Annotated in this window: 20 protein-coding genes; 7 read left to right on the plus strand and 13 right to left on the minus strand. The window is 56.8% G+C overall.

Annotated elements, in window-relative coordinates; genetic code table 11:
• The 3 genes from ptsJ (at position 1) to V6940_RS17980 (ending at position 2,514) form a co-directional block, all read left to right on the plus strand.
• Positions 1-1,296: a MocR-like B6 salvage transcription factor PtsJ gene (gene ptsJ / locus V6940_RS17970; RefSeq protein WP_333496763.1), complete on the plus strand. Its 1,296-nt coding sequence runs from the start codon at positions 1-3 to the stop codon at positions 1,294-1,296.
• 13 nt (positions 1,297-1,309) lie between these two features.
• Complete coding sequence (locus V6940_RS17975) at positions 1,310-2,014, plus strand: type 1 glutamine amidotransferase (protein WP_333496764.1); 705 nt, start codon at positions 1,310-1,312, stop codon at positions 2,012-2,014.
• 98 nt (positions 2,015-2,112) lie between these two features.
• Entirely contained in the window at positions 2,113-2,514 is a 402-nt protein-coding gene (locus V6940_RS17980; RefSeq protein ID WP_333496765.1) for a YybH family protein, read from the plus strand.
• On the opposite strand, the gene cysM is transcribed toward V6940_RS17980, so the two are convergent.
• The 5 genes from cysM to V6940_RS18005 form a co-directional block, all read right to left on the minus strand.
• Positions 2,511-3,422, minus strand: coding sequence for a cysteine synthase CysM (gene cysM / locus V6940_RS17985; RefSeq protein WP_333496766.1), 912 nt, complete (start codon positions 3,420-3,422; stop codon positions 2,511-2,513). The two genes, V6940_RS17980 and cysM, sit on opposite strands and share 4 nt — an antisense overlap.
• Positions 3,423-3,535: 113 nt before the next feature.
• Positions 3,536-4,630, minus strand: coding sequence for a sulfate/thiosulfate ABC transporter ATP-binding protein CysA (gene cysA / locus V6940_RS17990; protein WP_333496767.1), 1,095 nt, complete (start codon positions 4,628-4,630; stop codon positions 3,536-3,538).
• Positions 4,620-5,495 (minus strand): sulfate/thiosulfate ABC transporter permease CysW, encoded by an 876-nt coding sequence (gene cysW, locus V6940_RS17995; RefSeq protein WP_185669905.1) that lies wholly within the window; start codon positions 5,493-5,495, stop codon positions 4,620-4,622. The genes cysA and cysW overlap by 11 nt, the downstream gene beginning before the upstream one ends.
• Complete coding sequence (cysT, locus tag V6940_RS18000; RefSeq protein ID WP_185669904.1) at positions 5,495-6,328, minus strand: sulfate/thiosulfate ABC transporter permease CysT; 834 nt, start codon at positions 6,326-6,328, stop codon at positions 5,495-5,497. Before cysT ends, cysW begins: the two co-directional genes overlap by 1 nt.
• Positions 6,328-7,344 (minus strand): sulfate ABC transporter substrate-binding protein, encoded by a 1,017-nt coding sequence (locus tag V6940_RS18005; RefSeq protein ID WP_333496768.1) that lies wholly within the window; start codon positions 7,342-7,344, stop codon positions 6,328-6,330. The genes cysT and V6940_RS18005 overlap by 1 nt, the downstream gene beginning before the upstream one ends.
• 197 nt (positions 7,345-7,541) lie before the next feature.
• On the opposite strand from V6940_RS18005, the gene V6940_RS18010 reads away from it, so the two are divergent.
• Complete coding sequence (locus tag V6940_RS18010; protein ID WP_333496769.1) at positions 7,542-7,904, plus strand: endonuclease domain-containing protein; 363 nt, start codon at positions 7,542-7,544, stop codon at positions 7,902-7,904.
• Positions 7,905-7,988: 84 nt separating this feature from the next.
• Here the strand turns inward: V6940_RS18010 and V6940_RS18015 are convergent, their stop codons facing one another.
• From V6940_RS18015 to V6940_RS18030, 4 genes are all read right to left on the minus strand, one after another.
• Positions 7,989-8,888 (minus strand): Dyp-type peroxidase, encoded by a 900-nt coding sequence (locus V6940_RS18015; protein WP_333496770.1) that lies wholly within the window; start codon positions 8,886-8,888, stop codon positions 7,989-7,991.
• Positions 8,889-8,984: 96 nt separating this feature from the next.
• Entirely contained in the window at positions 8,985-9,560 is a 576-nt protein-coding gene (locus V6940_RS18020; protein WP_333496771.1) for an RpoE-regulated lipoprotein, read from the minus strand.
• A gap of 61 nt (positions 9,561-9,621) precedes the next feature.
• Positions 9,622-10,071, minus strand: a complete 450-nt coding sequence (locus tag V6940_RS18025; protein WP_333496772.1) for a DUF2919 domain-containing protein — start codon at positions 10,069-10,071, stop codon at positions 9,622-9,624.
• The gene (locus V6940_RS18030; RefSeq protein WP_035891508.1) at positions 10,058-10,483 is read right to left on the minus strand and encodes a GNAT family acetyltransferase; all 426 of its coding nucleotides are present in this window, start codon (positions 10,481-10,483) and stop codon (positions 10,058-10,060) included. Before V6940_RS18030 ends, V6940_RS18025 begins: the two co-directional genes overlap by 14 nt.
• 213 nt (positions 10,484-10,696) lie before the next feature.
• Between V6940_RS18030 and amiA the strand changes: the two genes are divergently transcribed.
• Both amiA and hemF read left to right on the plus strand, forming a co-directional pair.
• The gene (gene amiA / locus V6940_RS18035) at positions 10,697-11,566 is read left to right on the plus strand and encodes an N-acetylmuramoyl-L-alanine amidase AmiA (RefSeq protein ID WP_185669899.1); all 870 of its coding nucleotides are present in this window, start codon (positions 10,697-10,699) and stop codon (positions 11,564-11,566) included.
• Complete coding sequence (gene hemF, locus V6940_RS18040; RefSeq protein ID WP_333496773.1) at positions 11,566-12,468, plus strand: oxygen-dependent coproporphyrinogen oxidase; 903 nt, start codon at positions 11,566-11,568, stop codon at positions 12,466-12,468. The genes amiA and hemF overlap by 1 nt, the downstream gene beginning before the upstream one ends.
• A 78-nt stretch (positions 12,469-12,546) precedes the next feature.
• Here the strand turns inward: hemF and maeB are convergent, their stop codons facing one another.
• Both maeB and V6940_RS18050 read right to left on the minus strand, forming a co-directional pair.
• A complete protein-coding gene (maeB, locus tag V6940_RS18045; RefSeq protein WP_220438257.1) occupies positions 12,547-14,826 on the minus strand; it encodes an NADP-dependent oxaloacetate-decarboxylating malate dehydrogenase in 2,280 nt (759 codons plus the stop codon).
• A gap of 245 nt (positions 14,827-15,071) precedes the next feature.
• Positions 15,072-15,983, minus strand: coding sequence for a LysR substrate-binding domain-containing protein (locus V6940_RS18050; protein ID WP_333496774.1), 912 nt, complete (start codon positions 15,981-15,983; stop codon positions 15,072-15,074).
• A gap of 215 nt (positions 15,984-16,198) precedes the next feature.
• Here V6940_RS18050 and V6940_RS18055 point away from each other — a divergent pair, with 215 nt between their 5' ends.
• Positions 16,199-16,525 carry an EthD family reductase gene (locus V6940_RS18055; RefSeq protein WP_333496775.1) on the plus strand — a complete coding sequence of 109 codons (327 nt, stop codon included), beginning with the start codon at positions 16,199-16,201 and terminating at the stop codon, positions 16,523-16,525.
• Here V6940_RS18055 and V6940_RS18060 read toward each other — a convergent pair.
• Both V6940_RS18060 and nudK read right to left on the minus strand, forming a co-directional pair.
• Positions 16,522-17,571, minus strand: coding sequence for a DUF1176 domain-containing protein (locus V6940_RS18060; RefSeq protein ID WP_333496776.1), 1,050 nt, complete (start codon positions 17,569-17,571; stop codon positions 16,522-16,524). The two genes, V6940_RS18055 and V6940_RS18060, sit on opposite strands and share 4 nt — an antisense overlap.
• Positions 17,572-17,673: 102 nt before the next feature.
• On the minus strand, positions 17,674-18,252 hold the full coding sequence (gene nudK / locus V6940_RS18065; protein ID WP_333496777.1) for a GDP-mannose pyrophosphatase NudK: 579 nt from the start codon (positions 18,250-18,252) through the stop codon (positions 17,674-17,676).
• Positions 18,253-18,307 lie beyond the last annotated feature (55 nt).

The raw sequence follows: 18,307 nt of genomic DNA on the forward strand, positions 1-18,307 counted from the left end.
ATGATCGACGGAAAAAGCGCCAACGAAATCTTTGACAGTATTCGTCAGCATATCACCAGCGGAACCCTAGCGAAGGGTGAAACGCTGCCGCCGGTACGTGAACTGGCCGCCCAGCTTGGCGTTAACCGTAATACGGTGGCGTCTGCCTATAAGCGGTTGGTCACCTCCGGGCTGGCGCTGAGCCTGGGTCGTAACGGTACCGTAGTTAAAGAGACCGCCGCTCCGGTGGCCCTGGAGGGCGGTAACCCGCATACACCGCTTACCGATCTCTCCAGCGGCAATCCCGCCACGGCACGGCTGCCAAACCTGGCCGAATATCTCTCCCACATCAGCAGCTCGCCGCGCCTGTATGGCGATACGCCGGTGTCGCCAGCGCTGGCTGACTGGGCGGCGAAGTGGATGCAGGACGCCATGCCCACGGCGGGAGAAATTGACCTCACCAGCGGGGCGATTGATGCCATTGAGCGCCTCCTGAGCGCCCACCTGTTGCCCGGCGATAGCGTTGCCGTTGAAGACCCCTGCTTTCTGAGCAGCATCAGCATGCTGCGCTACAGCGGTTTTGCCGCCAGCCCGGTTACCATCGACCGGAAAGGTATGCTGCCGGAAAAGCTGGAGCAGGCGCTGAGCAAAGGCGCTCGCGCGGTGATTCTGACGCCGCGCGCCCATAACCCTACCGGGTACAGCCTGAGCGCCGACCGCGCCGCCGCCTTACAGCAGGTGCTGAACCGTTATCCGCAAACGCTGGTGATTATCGACGACCACTTTGCCCTTCTCGCCGAAGCGCCCTGGCACCCGGTGATTGCAACGCAAACGCAGCACTGGGCGGTGGTGCGTTCGATGTCAAAAACGCTGGGTCCGGACCTGCGGCTAGCCTTTGTCGCCAGCGATAAAACCACCTCAGCGAAGCTAAGACTGCGCCTGAACGCCGGTAGCCAATGGGTCAGCCACCTGTTGCAGGATCTGGTCTACGCCTGCTTAAGCGACGCGGACTTCCAGCATTCCCTTGAGCAGACTCGCCAGTTTTACGCCGGGCAGCAACAAAAGATGGCCGAGGCGCTTCAGGCGCAAGGCGTCGCCAATATTGCCCCCGGCGACGGTCTGAACTTCTGGCTGCCGCTCACTGGTTACAGCCATGAAACGGCCTTTGCGCTTGCCAAATCCGGCTGGCTGGTGCGCGAGGGGGACGCTTTTGGTGTGCAGGCTCCAGCGCAGGGCCTGCGCATTACGCTTTCAACACTCAACGACAACGACATTAACCGGCTGGCTGGCGATATTCGTCAGGCGCTGGGCCACTAACAGGAGAACATCCGTGCGAGTCCATTTTGTTATTCATGAATCATTTGAGTCTGCGGGCGCCTACCTGCCCTGGGCTGCTACGCGCGGCCACATCGTGAGCGAGACCCACGTGTATACCGGGGAAGCGGTGCCGGAGAGCGCCGACGGTTTTGATATGCTGGTGGTCTTTGGCGGCCCGCAGTCGCCGCGTACCACGCTCGCCGAATGCCCTTATTTTGATTCAAAAGCCGAACAGCGGCTGATTCGTCAGGCGATTGAAGCCGGGCGTATTGTGGTAGGGATCTGCCTTGGCTCACAGCTGATTGGCGAAGCGCTGGGCGCAGAAGTGCAGCAGAGCCCGGATAAAGAGATTGGTCACTACCCGATTACGCTCACCGCAGCAGGTCTTGAACATCCGCTGTTCAGCCATTTCGGCTCACCGCTGACCGTAGGCCACTGGCACAACGATATGCCAGGCCTGACCGCAGAGACGGTGATTCTGGCCGAAAGTGCCGGCTGCCCGCGCCAAATCGTTCAGTATCGCGATAAGGTTTATGGCTTCCAGTGTCATATGGAGTTCACCGCCGATGCGGTTGAGGGGTTAATTCTGCACTCTGAACAGGAGCTGGCAGAGGCCAGGGGGAAACCGTTTATCCGTTCGGTGGAGGAAATGCGCGCGCACGATTATCGCGAAATGAACCAGAAGTTATGGGAATTCCTTGATAAGCTGACCCAGTAGTTCCCCGGAGTCAGCTTCGCCTCGTCCGGGCTACGCGTTTTCCCCTGTAGCCCGGCCAAGCGCAGCGCCGCCGGGGAAGCCCCAGCCAAGGAGAACCCATGTCTGCAACATCGCTAAAAGCCGTTATCGAAGCCTGCGACCGCGCTATCTCGCAGGAAGACTACGCCACGCTGATGGGATACTACGCCGACGACGCCACTCTGGTGGTTAAGCCGGGGATGGTCGTCAGCGGCAAAGAGAATATTCGCAAAGCGTTTATTGCCATCGCCGACTACTTTGAACATCGACTGGTGGTAACGCAGGGTCGGATGGAGATTATTGAAGGTGGCGATAACGCGCTGGTGATCATGGAAACCCGGCTGGATATTCCGCTAGCAGAGGGAGGGTCTACGCAGGTCACGCGACGCGCCACCTACGTTTTTCAAAAGCTTGCAGGCCGCTGGCTCTGTACCGTAGATAACTCTTACGGCACAGATTTGCTGGATAAGCCCGAGGTTTAGATCCCCGCCCCCTGGCTGAAGTGCTCTTCGCCAAACACGCCGGTTGAGAGGTAGCGATCGCCGCGATCGCAAATGATCGCTACCACTACGGCTCCAGGATGTTGTTCGGCTACGCGAATTGCCCCGGCTACCGCACCGCCGGAACTCACGCCGCAGAACACGCCTTCTTTCACCGCCAGCGCACGCATGGTGTTTTCCGCGGCGTTCTGGTGGATATCCAGCACCTGATCGACAAGACTGGCATTGAAAATACCCGGCATATACTCTGCCGGCCAGCGGCGAATGCCCGGAATACTGCTGCCCTCTTCCGGCTGCAGACCAACAATAGTGACCGCCTTGTCCTGCTCGCGTAAAAAGCGCGACACGCCGGTAATGGTGCCGGTGGTTCCCATACTGGAGACGAAATGGGTAATGCGCCCCGCCGTCTGCTGCCAGATTTCCGGGCCGGTGGTGGTGTAGTGTGCGTACGGGTTATCCGGGTTGTTGAACTGATCCAGCAGCTTGCCTTCGCCGCGCTGGGCCATTTCAAGCGCTAAATCGCGCGCCCCTTCCATCCCCTGCTCTTTGGTGACCAGAATCAGTTCGGCACCGTAGGCACGCATCGCCGCACGACGTTCCTGACTCATGTTGTCGGGCATCAACAGCTTCATCTGGTAACCCTTGAGCGCGGCAATCATCGCCAGCGCAATACCGGTATTGCCGCTGGTAGCTTCAATCAGCACGTCGCCCGGCTTAATTTCGCCGCGTTTTTCTGCTTCGACAATCATTGACAGCGCGGCGCGGTCTTTGACCGAACCCGCCGGGTTGTTGCCTTCCAGCTTGATCCAGATTTCGCTGCCGTTATCCGGCCCCAGACGTTGTAATTTGACCAGCGGCGTGTTGCCGATCGTTTGTTCTAATGTATTCACTTCTGCTGTCCAATAAAAAGCCCGGCTGCGTTTCGCTTACCGGGCCTGTCAATATTGTCTTGTAGGCCGGGTAAGCGTAGCGCCACCCGGCAAAACCACGTGCGATTAAGCTATCAGGCCGTTTCTGCCAGAGCAAGCGTCTCATGGGACTCAATACGCTGGTCGCCATGGTACAGGCGCGCATTCTGCAGACCGACAAACAGGCGATCGCCTCGCAGCGGCGCGTCGTCACCGCGCATCACCACCGTTAATGGATCCTGATACCACCCCAGAGGCTGAACAACTAATTGGGTGTAGTGACCTTTCGGGCTGGCTTCCAGCACCTGTACCGGCAGCGGAGAATCGAGGCTGGTACGACGGCTCACGTCCACTTCCCACGGGCGCAGGAACAGATCCACCGGCCCCTGATAGGACGGCGTATAGCCCAGCGGCCAACGGTGCGCGCCAACGTGGAACTGCCCGCCACGAATGGTGCCCTGCAAACGGTTCACTTCGCCCATAAACTCCAGTACGAAGCGAGTCGCAGGCTCGCGCCATACCTGATCCGGCTCATCAGCCTGTTCAATATTGCCCTGGCTCATCACCACCACGCGGTTGGCAACTTCCATCGCCTCTTCCTGGTCGTGGGTAACGAAGACGCTGGTGAATTTCAGCTCTTCATGCAGCTGGCGCAGCCAGCGGCGCAGCTCTTTACGCACCTGCGCATCCAGCGCGCCGAACGGTTCGTCGAGCAGTAAAATCTGCGGTTCTACCGCCAGCGCGCGGGCCAGCGCCACGCGCTGTTTCTGCCCGCCGGAGAGCTGTGCCGGGTAGCGGTCTGCCAGATGGGCAAGCTGTACCATCTCCAGCAGTTTGGTCACTTTTGCCTTAATGGTCGCGGCGTTCGGTCGTTCGCGACGCGGCAGCACGGTCAGGCCAAAGGCGATGTTGTCGAACACCGTCATATGGCGGAACAGCGCGTAGTGCTGGAAAACAAAACCTACCTTGCGGTCACGGGCGTGCAGACGACTGACGTCGGTACCGTGGAAGCGAATATGCCCGCTGGTCTGGTGTTCCAGCCCGGCGATAATACGCAGCAGCGTGGTTTTCCCGGAGCCGGACGGCCCCAGCAGCGCGACCATCTGGCCGGAAGGGATATCCAGAGAGATATCATTCAGCACCTGGGTGCGACCAAAAGACTTCTTAATATTGGCAATCTCAATGCTCATGATTTCCCTCCTGTTGCGCGCGTTTTTCTTGATTATGCAAACGCCACTGCAACGCACTCTTTAAGAACAAGGTCAAAATAGCCATCAGGGTCAGCAACGCGGCGGCGGTAAAGGAACCGACGGTGTTGTAGTCCTGCTCCAGCAGTTCAATCTGTAACGGTAACGACAGGGTCTCGCCGCGAATGGAGCCAGAGACTACCGACACCGCGCCAAATTCACCGATTGCGCGGGCGTTGGTCAGCACCACGCCGTACAGCAGCGCCCAGCGAATGTTCGGCAACGTAACGCGTTTAAACATCTGCCAGCCGGAAGCACCAAGCAGCACCGCCGCTTCGTCTTCCTGGCTGCCCTGGCTCAGCATCACCGGCACCAGTTCACGTACCACGAACGGGCAGGTCACGAAGATGGTGACCAGCACCATGCCCGGCCAGGCAAACATAATCTGCAGGTTATGCGCTTCCAGCCAGCCACCGAGCGGGCCGTTGGAACCGTAGAACAGCAGATAAACCAGACCCGCCACCACCGGCGAGACGGCAAATGGGATATCCAGCAACGTCAGCAGTAATTGACGTCCCGGGAAGTTAAAGCGCGTCACCAGCCAGGCGAGCAGCACGCCGAACACCAGGTTCACCGGCACGGTAATCAACGCAATCATCACCGTCAGCCAGATAGCGTGCAGCATGTCCGGGTCGGCCAGGTTATGCAGCACCGGCATCAGCCCTTTGCTGAACGCCTGGACGAAGATATAAATCATCGGCACCAGCAGGATAAAGGCCGAAACCACCATCCCGATGCCAATCAGCACCCATTTCCCCCAGTTGATGCGGGGGGCGTCATAGCGTTTCAATTGAGTAACTTCCGCCATTAGTGACCTACCACACGTCGACCAAAGCGACTTTGCAAGGTGTTGATGGAGAACAGCAGCAGCAGAGAGGCCGCGAGGATCACCGACGCAATCGCGCTCGCCGCCGGATAATCAAACTCCTGCAGGCGAATAAAGATCATCAGCGAGGTCACTTCCGTCTTCCATGCAATGTTACCGGCGATGAAAATCACCGCACCAAACTCACCGAGGCTGCGGGTGAACGACAGCGCCACGCCCGCCACCAGCGCCGGAGACAGCTCCGGCAACACCACTTTACGGAAGCTCTGCCAGCGCGTGGCGCCCAGGGTTTCCGCCGCTTCTTCATACTCGGGACCTAACTCCTCCAGCACCGGCTGTACGGTACGCACCACGAACGGGATGCTGGTAAACGCCATCGCCACCGCAATACCAAGCCAGGTATAGGTCACCTTGATATCAAACTTCGCCAGCCACTCACCGTAGAAGCCGTTCACTGAGAACAGCGACGCCAGCGTCAGGCCAGCCACCGCCGTTGGCAATGCAAACGGCAGATCCATCAGCGCATCCAGCAGCGTGCGGCCCGGGAAACGGTAGCGGGTTAAAATCCACGCCATCAGCAGGCCAAACACGCCGTTAAAAATTGAGGCCACAAACGCCGACAGCAGCGTCACTTTGTAGGCCGCTACCACCTGCGGGTTGGTGATGACTTCCCAGTACTGCGACCAGCTCATCTGCGCCAGCTGCATGACCAGCGCGCTCAGCGGCAACAATAGTATTAAACACACAAACAGCAGACTGGTGCCGAGGCTCAGGGTAAAGCCCGGCAGCACGCGTCTGGAGGAGACTGCAAACATTACTTACGCCCCGCCGCTAACAGCTTGTCTAACTCGCCACCGCTGGCGAAATGCGTTTTCATCACTTCAGGCCAGGCACCGAACTTGTCTTCCACGCGGAACAGCTCGGTCTGCGGGAATTTGTCTTTCAGCTTGTCCATCACCTGAGGGTTGTTCACGCGGTAGTAATAGTCAGTGATGATGGTTTGCGCCTGCGGGCTATACAGGTAATTCAGGTAGGCTTTCGCCGCCTTCTCGGTACCGTTAGCTTTGACGTTTTTATCCACCCACGCGACCGGGAACTCCGCCAGAATGTTGACCTTCGGCACCACCACTTCGAAGCCCTGATCTTCATACTGCTTACGAATGTTGTTCACTTCAGATTCAAAGGTGATCAGCACGTCACCGAGACCGCGTTCCACGAAGGTGGTGGTTGCCCCACGGCCGCCGGTATCAAACACTTCGACGTTTTTCAGGAACTGGGTCATAAACTGCTGGGTTTTGGCTTTATCGCCACCGTCGGCCTGATCCGCCGCGCCCCACGCTGCCAGATAGGTATAGCGGGCGTTACCAGAAGTTTTCGGGTTCGGGAAAATCAGCTTCACGTCCGGACGCACCAGATCATTCCAGCTCTCGATATGCTTCGGGTTGCCCTTACGCACCAGGAAGGCCATAGTCGAGTAGAACGGCGAACTGTTGTTGGGCAAACGAGACTGCCAGTCAGCCGGGATCAGGTTGCCTTTGTCGTGCAGGATCTGCACATCGGTCACCTGGTTATAAGTTACAACGTCAGCTTTTAAGCCCTGCAAAATCGCCAGCGCCTGCTTGGAAGAACCGGCGTGAGATTGCTTGATGGTCAGCTTGTCACCCGCGTTATCCTTGGCCCATTGCTGCTCAAACGGCGTATTCAGGGCGGCAAACAGCTCACGGGAGACGTCATAAGAGCTGTTTAACAACTCTGTCGCCTGTGCTTGTGCCACCAGCAGCATTGAAGCAGCCAGCGCCAGGTATCTTTTTTTCAGTAACGTAATAGCCATTGCGCACCCTATCGTTTGAAGACTCTTTGAGCATCAGTGTATTTATAACGGGGACGAAAGGAGTAACGGTTTTATATACCGTTTGGTGATTTGGAAGTTGAAAAGAGAATAAGCGCCAGGATGGTGCTTTCTGAAGCGAGATTCCAGAATCGTAACAGCATTCTGACAAAGCGAAAACATACAGGCAAAGTGCCTGAATGGAAAATACCTATGATTTTGCTCGTCAGTTAAGGCGAGGACTTACGCCCCATGAACGCCGCTTGTGGTATCAGCTCCGAGATCGTCGGTTTACGCAGTTTAAGCTCCGTCGTCAGCATCCGGTTGGGCCCTATATTCTTGATTTTGCTTGCTGTGCTGCTCGCCTGGCAGTGGAGCTGGATGGTGGGCAGCATGATGAAAGGGCGGGATATGATGCAAGGAGATCAGCATGGCTTGAGCGGCAAGGGTGGAGAGTATTACGGTTCTGGAATAATGAGTTGATGGGGAATGAGGAGGCGGTGTTGACGCAAATTCTGGAGGCATTGTTGTCGCAATTACCCTCACCCCGGCCCTCTCCCTGAAAGGGAGAGGGGGAATAGCAAACCGCACCTAACGGTCCCCTCTCCCCTGCGGGGAGAGGGTTAGGGTGAGGGGGCAGCACCAAACTACAACGCCACCAGCTTATCCAGCGAAGGCGCAAAGTAATACCCACCGGTCACCGGCTTAGTAAAGCGCAGCATCGCATCACGCTTACCGTCGGTGTCGCCAAACATGCTCAGCAGCTGCTGCTCAATGTTGTGCAGGCGCGCGCAGTAGGCGCAGAAATAGAGGCCGTGGGTGCCGCTTGCGGTGCCGTAAGGCAGGCTCTGGCGCACAATTTTCAGCCCTTTACCGTCTTCTTTCAGGTCAACGCGGGTCAGGTGAGAGGTTTCCGGGCGCTCGTCGCCGTCAATCTCTTCGTTGGCTTCTTTGGTACGGCCAAACATCATTTCCTGATCCGGCACGCTCATGCGATTAAGCTGCTTGAGGTTGTGCTCCCAGCGCTGTACGAAGACGTAGCTGCCGCCTGCATCAACACCATCTTTAATGACCGCAACTTCGCGGCGCGTCTCTTCACCCGCCGGGTTTTCGGTACCATCAACAAAGCCGCTCAGGTCACGCTCTTCAACCCAACGGAAACCGTGCACTTCTTCCTGCACGTCCAGGGAATCACCGAACGCCGCCAGCGCAGCCTGGGCAACGGAGAAGTTAACGTCGTGGCGCAGCGACAGAATGTGGATCAGCACATCAAACTGCGTGGAAGGCGCAAGTCCTTTACCGTACGGAGGGAAGTCTTTCAGCTCTTCTGCACCTACGCCGCCGCTCAGCTCACGCCAGGTGTTGTGACCAAACGCCACTACCGCGCCTAAATGTGCATCCGGGAATTTATCCTGAAACGCCGCCAGCTTTTCGGCAAAAATTTTGCTGCCAGCACGCAGGGCGTTTACGTCCCCTTTAACATTGGCTTCAATCCAAATCGCCGCACGGCAATGTTCCGGCAAAATGCCGCTCTGAACCTGAGACATCGCTCCTCCTGAAATAAAATGCCACGACATCGTGGCATATAAAAACCTCACATATTGTACCCGCTTTTGGCATCCACGGGCTATCTGGCGTCAAATTTAGCGACGCCAGATAATTTTCTTCAGCGTCCAGTTTTTCAGCGTATCGTCCGGCGGCATCAGACCCTGCGGCCCCTGCCAGTTGCCCGAGAACTGATAGCTGATGTGCTCACTACCTTTGGCCTTGCACTCGACGACGTTGCTGTCGTCTCCCGTTGTCGCCTGACAGTTGCCGAAGGCTTTATCGTAAACTTTATTGAACGGGGTGCCGACCTTCACGTCATCAGCGGCTTCAATACTGTCATCAAGAACATCAATACGGCTGACGGTGCCGCTATCGCCGTTAATCACCAGCGCCAGCGTATCGCCGCGCAGCGCTTCAAAGTAGTGAACGATATTTCCGCCGTTCGCTTTCATCCCGCTACGCAGACGGTAGCTGCTGCCGAGCGCGTCGCTAATCGCCTGCTCGTTCAGCGCCGTTGAGCCGCTAAGCCCGCCCACGCCCTGCTCCGTCACGCCGGCAGAGGAACCAAACCAGTTCCACGGATAGGCGGCAGACCAGTTCACCGACGACAGCGTAGAGCAGCCGGTCAGCGCCAGCGGGAGGGCACACAAGAGTAAACGCAGCGATTTCATTGATACTTCCTATATATTCAAGTCAGGCCTATTGGAGTCCAGTAAACACAAAAAGTGCCGTCTATTCTGCGACATCCGTAAAACAGGCGCGTAAACGCCGGTTGGTGATAAGCCACCATAAGGCAAAAATATCGAGTAAAAACAGGCTTAAGCCTATGCCAGAGAGCGTTTCACCGCTCAGCCAAAGGCAGGGCTGCCAGAGCAGCAAAATCAGCTGGGCGAAGATCAGCACCGGGCGCAGCCATTGCCAAAGGCGCGGATACAGATGCCGCCGCCCGCTCAGCAAAAAAGCCAGTACCGCCGGTACGCCGGGGATCAGACCAATCCAGAAAAGGCTATGGTCGGGATAAAACAGATTCAGCAGCGCATCGCCCTGGTCGCGCGATGCGCCCGCCATCAGGAACAGTACCCACGTCCGCGCCTGCAACAGCAGCAGGCACCAGAACAGGAAAGGCAGACGCAGACGGCCCTGCGGGTCGTAATCAGCGGGCGAAAACTCAGTACTCTTCATCTTCTATCAGGCGCTTACCTAAACTTTGTGCGTCGGCATGTTCATAGCCTAAACGCTCATACATCCCAAGCACCACGTCGTTTTCTTCGCGCACCATAATCTGGATTTTCGGGCAGCCGCGGGCAATCAACTTCTTCTCAAGGCGATTAAGCAGCGCGTTGGCGATGCCGCGCCCCCGGTATTCCGGGTGTACGCCGAGATAGTATGCAGAGCCACGGTGGCCGTCGTAGCCACCCATAATAGTGCCCACCACTTCACCGTTCACTTCGGCGACCAGGAACAGGCTGACGTCGTGGTTGACCTTGCGCTCAATGTCCATCTCCGGGTCGTTCCACGGCCGCAGCAGATCGCATCGCTCCCACAGGGTGATGACCTCTTCAAAGTCCGACTGGCGAAAAACGCGTATCTCCATGGTATTACCCGCCTTTTCAGGTTTAAAAACAGTGATTATGGCGTGAACGGGCAATTTAGCCAATATCTGACGCGGCACAGTGAAAAAAATGGCATAATACGGTACAGACACGTATTGAAATGAAAAGTAAAACAATTCTCATCACGAACAGTCGTAACGAAAATCGCGATACGATATAACATATGGATTCTTGTTTTTACAACTCAGGCCGGAATGAGCACTTTTAAACCCTTAAAAATACTGACTTCGCGCCGCCAGGTGCTAAAAGCCGGATTGGCTGCACTCACGCTGTCGGGGATCGCCTCCCAGGCAGTCGCTAAAGAGACCAATTTAAAAACCAGCAACGGTCACAGCAAACCGGCAAAGAAATCGTCGGGCAGGCGCTTAGTGATGCTGGACCCAGGCCACGGCGGTATTGATACCGGAGCCATTGGGCATAACGGTTCGAAAGAGAAACACGTGGTGTTGGCGATAGCCAAAAACGTGCGCGCTATTTTGCAGAAGAACGGTATCGATGCCAAATTGACCCGCTCTGGTGACACCTTTATTCCACTGTACGACAGGGTCGAGATTGCCCATCAGCACGGTGCGGATCTGTTTATGTCGATTCACGCGGACGGCTTTACCAACCCTTCTGCGGCGGGCGCATCGGTATTTGCTCTCTCGAACCGAGGGGCCAGTAGCGCCATGGCAAAATACCTGTCGGATAAAGAGAACGCCGCCGATGAACTCGCCGGCAAAAAGGCCAAGGATAAAGACCACCTGCTCCAGCAGGTGCTGTTTGACCTTGTCCAGACCGACACCATTAAAAACAGCCTGACGCTCGGCTCGCACGTGCTAAAGAAAATTAAGCCGGTGCACAAGCTGCACAGCCGCAGCACGGAACAGGCCGCATTTGTGGTGCTGAAGTCACCGTCTATTCCGTCGGTGCTGGTGGAAACCTCATTTATTACCAACCCAGGTGAAGAAAAGCTGCTGGGTACCACCGCGTTCAGGCAGAAAATTGCCGATGCGATTGCCTCAGGCATCATCAGCTATTTCCACTGGTTTGATAACCAGAAAGCCCACGCGAAGAGACGTTAATGACCATCAACGTACAGCAGGTGAAAGCCTTTCTGCTTAAGTTACAGGACGATATCTGTCAGCAGCTTGAGCGCGTAGATGGCGGCACCTTTATTGAGGATAGCTGGCAGCGTGAAGCGGGCGGCGGCGGTCGTAGCCGGGTGCTGCGCGACGGCAGCGTCTTTGAACAGGCCGGAGTGAATTTCTCCCACGTCCACGGCGACGCGATGCCCGCATCCGCCACCGCGCATCGCCCGGAGCTTGCCGGGCGCAGCTTTGAAGCGATGGGCGTGTCACTGGTGGTACATCCGCGTAATCCGTATGTCCCGACAAGCCACGCCAACGTACGCTTCTTTATCGCCGAAAAGCCGGGTGCTGAGCCGGTGTGGTGGTTTGGCGGCGGCTTCGATTTAACGCCCTACTACGGTTTCCAGGAAGATGCAGTGCACTGGCATACCGTCGCTCGCGACCTGTGTCAGCCGTTTGGCGAGGATGTCTATCCACGCTACAAAAAATGGTGCGACGACTACTTCCACCTCAAGCACCGCAACGAGCAGCGCGGCATTGGCGGCCTGTTCTTTGACGACCTGAATACGCCTGACTTCGACCACTGCTTTGGCTTTATGCAGGCCGTGGGGAAAGGCTTCACCGACGCCTACCTGCCGATTGTTGAACGCCGCAAGGCAATGCCGTACAGCGAGCGCGAGCGTGATTTCCAGCTCTACCGCCGCGGGCGTTACGTGGAGTTTAATCTGGTGTGGGACCGCGGCACGCTATTCGGCCTGCAGACCGGTGGGCGCACGGAGTCGATTCTAATGTCGATGCCGCCGCTGGTGCGCTGGGAGTACAACTACCAGCCGGAAGAAGGCAGCCCGGAAGCCGCCTTGAGCGAATTCATTAAAGTAAAAGACTGGCTCCTGTAGCCCGCCAAGCGAAGCGCCGCCGGGATCAGCTCGGAGCCACCCCGGGGTCAGCGTAAACGCCTCGCCCGGGCGACATGGTTACAGCGGCTGGGTTTGCGCTTCGACTACCGCCAGCGCCACCATGTTAACGATACGGCGGACGGAAGCGATCGGCGTCAGGATATGTACCGGCTTCGATACCCCCATCAGCACTGGCCCCACGGTTACCCCTTCTGAACTGGATACGCGCAGCAGGTTGTAGCTGATGCGCGCCGCTTCCATATTTGGCATCACCAGAATGTTCGCAGAGCCTTTCAGCGGGCTGTCCGGCATACGGTCATTGCGAATGCTTTCCACCAGCGCGGCATCGCCGTGCATCTCACCGTCAATCATCAGCTCAGGATCACGCGCCTTCACCAGCTCCAGCGCATCGCGCATTTTGCTGGCTGACGGGCAGTCGGACGAACCAAAGTTAGAGTGTGACAACAGCGCCACGCGCGGTTCGATACCGAAACGGCGCACGCTTTCCGCCGCCATCAGGGTGATTTCAGCAATCTGTTCCGGCGTCGGATCGTTGTTGACGTAGGTATCGGCAATAAAGGTGTTGCCGCTTGGCAGCAGCAGCGCGTTCATTGCACCGGCGGTATGAACGCCTTCACGGTAGCCAAACAGCGGCTGTACGGCGCTGAAGTGCTCGTGATAGTCGCCAATGGTGCCGCAGATCATGCCGTCAGCTTCGCCGCGCAGCACCATAATGGAGCCAATCGCGGTGGTGTTGCTACGCATTTCACGCTGCGCCTGCTCCTGAGTGATGCCACGGCGCTTCATCAGGTTGTAATATTCCTGCCAGTACTCTTTAAAGCGCGGGTCCGATTCGTTGTTAACGATTTCGAAGTCTACGCCCGCTTTGATTTGCAGCCCCAGCTTCTGCAGGCGCATTTCAATAACGCTTGGGCGACCAATCAGAATCGGCTTCGCCAGACCCAGCGTGATCAGCTCCTGCGTCGCGTGCAGTACGCGGTTATCTTCCCCTTCTGCCAGCACGATACGCTTCGGCTCTTTACGCGCCTGAGAGAAAATCGGCTTCATAAACAGGTTGGTTTTGTAGACGAACTCGCTCAGTTTTTCGATGTAGGCATCAAAATCGGCAATCGGGCGATTCGCTACGCCGGAGTCCATCGCGGCTTTGGCTACCGCAGGGGCGATCTTGACGATCAGACGCGGATCGAACGGCTTAGGAATAATATATTCCGGGCCAAAGCTCAGGTCCTGGTCGCCGTAGGCGGAGGCCACTACTTCACTCTGCTCAGCGTGCGCCAGTTCCGCAATGGCGTGGACTGCCGCCAGCTTCATCTCTTCATTAATCGCCGTTGCGCCAACGTCCAGCGCACCGCGGAAGATGAACGGGAAGCACAGCACGTTGTTTACCTGGTTCGGATAGTCAGAACGACCGGTACAGATAATCGCATCCGGACGCACTTCTTTCGCCAGCGGCGGCAGGATCTCCGGTTCTGGGTTTGCCAGCGCCAGAATCATCGGCGCACGCGCCATCTTCTTGACCATCTCCTGGGTCAGCACTTTCGGGCCGGAGCAGCCAAGGAAGATATCGGCATCGGCAATCACGTCGTCGAGGCTGCGTTTACCGTCATCTTTCACCGCATAAGCGGCTTTGGTTTCCGCCATATTCGGCTCGCGGCCTTCGTAAATCACGCCCTTCGAGTCGCAGACCACAATGTTGTGCTTCTGCATCCCCAGTGCCACCAGCAGGTTCATACAGGCGATCGCCGCCGCACCCGCGCCGGAAACCACCATGCGAACGTCGGAGATATTTTTCTCGACAACGCGCAGGCCGTTGAGGATGGCCGCGGTGCTGATAATTGCTGTACCGTGCTGATCGTCATGGAACACAGGAATGTTCATACGTTCACGCAATTTCTGCTCAATGTAGAAACATTCCGGTGCTTTGATATCTTCCAGGTTGATGCCGCCGAAAGTCGGCTCCAGCGCAGCAACCACGTCGATAAATTTGTCAGGGTTGGTTTCATCCACCTCGATGTCGAAAACATCAATACCGGCGAATTTCTTGAACAAAACGCCCTTGCCTTCCATTACCGGTTTACCGGCGAGCGCGCCGATATTCCCCAACCCGAGTACCGCGGTACCGTTTGATACCACCGCCACCAGGTTGCCGCGCGCCGTATATTTGTACGCCGCCAGCGGATCTTTTTCGATTTCCAGGCACGGGGCCGCTACGCCCGGAGAGTAGGCCAGCGCAAGGTCACGCTGCGTTGCCAGCGGCTTGGTCGGGGAGACTTGAATTTTTCCTGGGATAGGGAATTCATGGAAATCGAGGGCACTTTGTTTTAATTGGTCGTCCATTTAGGGTTCCTTTCACGTATCGAACTAAAAAGGTGAAGCGCAATTACGTTCCTGATGCACTCCCGAAGGAAGCGCCTAGTATCGCCTTTGGCAGCCCGGCAAACTTTGAAGGCCGCCATACTCTTGCGAACACGCTTTGCTTTGTTATTTATTTATTGCTCGCATGTTACCAACTATCGATAGCAAGATCATGATTTCCATCTATGCTTTTTCGTTATGTTCACCATAACCAAATCGTTATGGGCTTAATCCAACCGCCCCTCCTGACCCGCTCGTACCAGCTCATCCACCGCATAGCGAATCTTCGGCAACAGCTGGCGATTTTTCGGCCAGATGGCGCTGATGGGCATCTCCGCACCCGCGCTTTCCGCCAACACTTCAACCAGCAACCCCTGGGCCAGCGCATCTGCCACCAGCCAGCGCGGCAACTGCGAGAGCCCGCAGCCGGCAAGCGTTGCAGCTAACATCGCATCACCATCGGCCATCTCAAAGGTTGGCGGCGGCGTGAAGCGCGTTATCATTCCGTCCGCCGATTTTAGCAGCCATGAAATCGGCTGATTCCGCCGAAAACCAACCACGCAGCGATGGCGAGCCAGCGCTTCTGTGCTCAGCGGCTCGCCGAATGCCGCAAGGTAAGCCGGGGCCGCGCAGATAACCAGCTTCTGCGCCGTCAGTCGTCGAGCGACCAGCCCGCTGCTGTCGGCCAGCTCACCGATGCGCACCACCAGATCGATCCCCTCCTCAATCAAGTCAACAAAGCGCTCGCTGAAGGTCACCGTCAACGACAGTTCAGGGTAGCGTTGGGTAATGGCTAACAGGATCGGCAGCACGCGCTGGCGGCCAAAAGCCGACGGTAGATCAACCCGCAGCCGACCGGATGGATGAATCACGTGCGAAGTGAGCTCAGCTTCCGCCTGCTCAAGAATATCGATCGCCTGCTGACAGCGTGAAAGGAAGGCTTCGCCGTCGGGGGTCAGGCTCAGTCGGCGGGTAGAACGCTGAAACAGCGTTAGCCCGAGGCGTGCTTCGAGGCGGCTCACGCTCTTACCTACTGCCGATTTGGTCAGCCCCAACTGCTCTGCGGCGGCAGTAAAGCTGCCCTGCTGTGCCGTTGTCACAAAAGCGGTGATCCCGCCGAGGTTGTCGGTTTTTCGCATCGTTCCGCGTCCACTGAATTAAGTCCCCTCAAGCTGTAGCGCATTGGAGAATTTATGTCTACAAAGAAGCGACCGAAACCCCATTTATCGCCAGAATAAAATCAATCATAGTATTCAGCGTGATGACGAATCGCCATCATGTGGCAAAGCAGGCCTGTTAAGCCATCATCCGGAATCGTTAAATTAATCATTACGTTGATAAACTGGAGAATATTGTGACGACGGCAAATGGTTTTAAACACGTCGGTCTGCTGACGAAAAAAGAGACGCAGAGTTTTGAAGAATTTGTAGCCCACTGGCAGGCCGTGCACAGCAAGATTGCCCTGGCGTTGCCGGGTCTGCGCGGCTACGTGCTGAACCCTATCGATCGCCGCGTCTACCCTGACTCACCGATCGACGGTTTTTCCGAACTGTGGTTTGATTCGCTGGAAGATGCGGTGACGGCCTTTGCTTCCCCGGTGGGTCAGGAGGCGTTTGACGACGTGCCGAACTTTGCCGCTCACGTAGCCGTCACCTATATTACTGAAATCAGAAAGCGTTAACCGGAGACCCACTGCGTCGCCCACGCATCCGCGCTCTGCCAGCTGTCGCATTCCGGCTGCGCAGCATAGCGCACCAGGCGGAAGCGTTGGCCGTCGTAGCGCCAGCGCGTTTGCACGCCACAGTCGCCCAGGCCACGCCCTTTATCCAGCGTCACCAGCTCCCGGGCGTTTTCATTGAAGGTCAGATTGACCAGTTCAATATCACGGCTGTCGCTGCCGGCAGGCAGGAATGGCAGGCGCAGACGTATTGGCGTAGTGATGAACGGCTTCTGACGCGATACCAGCCAGGCGAGATAGATAGTGTTGTAGGCGCCGGATTCACAGCTGGTCATGATCAGCGCTTTATCATCGCTTAAGGCGGTAACCCACACTTCGCGGCGGATAGGGTCCAGAGAACACTGGTTGTTGTTCATGCGCCAGGTGGCGAAGTCGAGCAGATCGTTGTACTCATCATGGTTCAGCGGTACGGGCGCGGGAATCGCTTTCACCGCCGATTTCAGCGCCGGTGCCGGCGGCACGCTCATTGGCGGTTCGTCGCCTTTACGCACCCATGCGGTTTCATTACCCACGCGCTTTTGCTGAGCGTCGATAAACAGCAGCGCCGCCTTCAACCCCTTCAGCGACATCACCTGCACGCCTTTATCCAGCGTAATGGTATCGGCATCCTGAACCTGCTGGAGAAACGCATCGATGGTAACGCTATCGCCAGTAGTCAGAAGCTTAGGCTGCACTTTCCAATGTTCGCCGGAGAGCTTCAGCGGTTTACCATCCAGCAGCAGCCGTGGCTCAATCGCCGGGACGGCAGCTACTGGGTTCACCAGACCACCTAGTTCGATACGCAGTTGTGCGTCGGTGTGCGCCCCGGCGCTACGGCTTAACGTCATCACCAGACCGTGGTGCAGACCCACGTTGCGGGTGACGCAGAAATTCTGGTTATTACAGGTCACTAACCAGTCGGAAAACAGCTGCTGCGCTGGCGCGGCCCACGTCACCGACGTCGGGAGCCACCCGATGCAGAAGAAAAACAGGAGAACGTGGTAACGCATGGACGGTACAACCCCAGAAGAAAAAAGCATCAGCATACTGGGGGTATCTTCACTATCGAAGCGGCGAGGCTCAATCGGATTTATCGGATTGAGCATTGCCTCTTATTGCGCCATAAGGCCGGAGTTTTGCAGATACTGGAGCAAAATCACCGTCTTACCGTCGCAAATTTCGCCACTACGAATCATCTCAATTGCCTGTGTAAACGGCAGCTCCAGCACATCAATATCTTCATCTTCCACCCCACCACCGTCATTCTGCCGCAGACGTTCGTCATACTCGGCGATAAAGAAGTGGACGATTTCAGTGACGCCGCCCGGCGACATATACAGCTGAAACACTTTACGCACGTTGCTGACCTGGTAGCCGGTCTCTTCAATCGCCTCTTTACGGATGCAGGCCTCCGGCTCGTCATCGTCCAGCAGGCCCGCGCAGGTTTCAATCAGCATGCCATCGAGATTACCGTTAACCCAGGTGGCGACGCGAAACTGGCGCACCAGCACCACGCTCTGTTTCTGGCGGTTATACAGCAGTACCGTCGCGCCGTTACCGCGATCGTACACTTCACGCTTATGCTGGACGACCTCACCGTTTCGCTGGGTTAAGTTGTAGGTGATATTGCGCAGGATAAAGTAGTTTTCGGAGAGGATTTTATCTTTGATAACGGTGATATTCAGGGACATGCGGGCTCCACGGCGGAATACGAATAGCACATATTACGCCGCCGAGCCCGGCTAC

The organism is Kluyvera sp. CHPC 1.251, from assembly GCF_036759945.1.
Taxonomy (GTDB): domain Bacteria; phylum Pseudomonadota; class Gammaproteobacteria; order Enterobacterales; family Enterobacteriaceae; genus Kluyvera; species Kluyvera sichuanensis.

Coding starts and splice junctions, on each gene's coding strand:
- ptsJ (WP_333496763.1), top strand. CDS start 1: ATGATCGACGGAAAAAGCGCCAACGAAATCTTTGACAGTATTCGTCAG.
- V6940_RS17980 (WP_333496765.1), top strand. CDS start 2,113: ATGTCTGCAACATCGCTAAAAGCCGTTATCGAAGCCTGCGACCGCGCT.
- cysA (WP_333496767.1), bottom strand. CDS start 4,630: ATGAGCATTGAGATTGCCAATATTAAGAAGTCTTTTGGTCGCACCCAG.
- cysW (WP_185669905.1), bottom strand. CDS start 5,495: ATGGCGGAAGTTACTCAATTGAAACGCTATGACGCCCCCCGCATCAAC.
- cysT (WP_185669904.1), bottom strand. CDS start 6,328: ATGTTTGCAGTCTCCTCCAGACGCGTGCTGCCGGGCTTTACCCTGAGC.
- V6940_RS18005 (WP_333496768.1), bottom strand. CDS start 7,344: ATGGCTATTACGTTACTGAAAAAAAGATACCTGGCGCTGGCTGCTTCA.
- V6940_RS18010 (WP_333496769.1), top strand. CDS start 7,542: ATGGAAAATACCTATGATTTTGCTCGTCAGTTAAGGCGAGGACTTACG.
- V6940_RS18015 (WP_333496770.1), bottom strand. CDS start 8,888: ATGTCTCAGGTTCAGAGCGGCATTTTGCCGGAACATTGCCGTGCGGCG.
- V6940_RS18020 (WP_333496771.1), bottom strand. CDS start 9,560: ATGAAATCGCTGCGTTTACTCTTGTGTGCCCTCCCGCTGGCGCTGACC.
- V6940_RS18025 (WP_333496772.1), bottom strand. CDS start 10,071: ATGAAGAGTACTGAGTTTTCGCCCGCTGATTACGACCCGCAGGGCCGT.
- V6940_RS18030 (WP_035891508.1), bottom strand. CDS start 10,483: ATGGAGATACGCGTTTTTCGCCAGTCGGACTTTGAAGAGGTCATCACC.
- amiA (WP_185669899.1), top strand. CDS start 10,697: ATGAGCACTTTTAAACCCTTAAAAATACTGACTTCGCGCCGCCAGGTG.
- hemF (WP_333496773.1), top strand. CDS start 11,566: ATGACCATCAACGTACAGCAGGTGAAAGCCTTTCTGCTTAAGTTACAG.
- maeB (WP_220438257.1), bottom strand. CDS start 14,826: ATGGACGACCAATTAAAACAAAGTGCCCTCGATTTCCATGAATTCCCT.
- V6940_RS18050 (WP_333496774.1), bottom strand. CDS start 15,983: ATGCGAAAAACCGACAACCTCGGCGGGATCACCGCTTTTGTGACAACG.
- V6940_RS18060 (WP_333496776.1), bottom strand. CDS start 17,571: ATGCGTTACCACGTTCTCCTGTTTTTCTTCTGCATCGGGTGGCTCCCG.
- nudK (WP_333496777.1), bottom strand. CDS start 18,252: ATGTCCCTGAATATCACCGTTATCAAAGATAAAATCCTCTCCGAAAAC.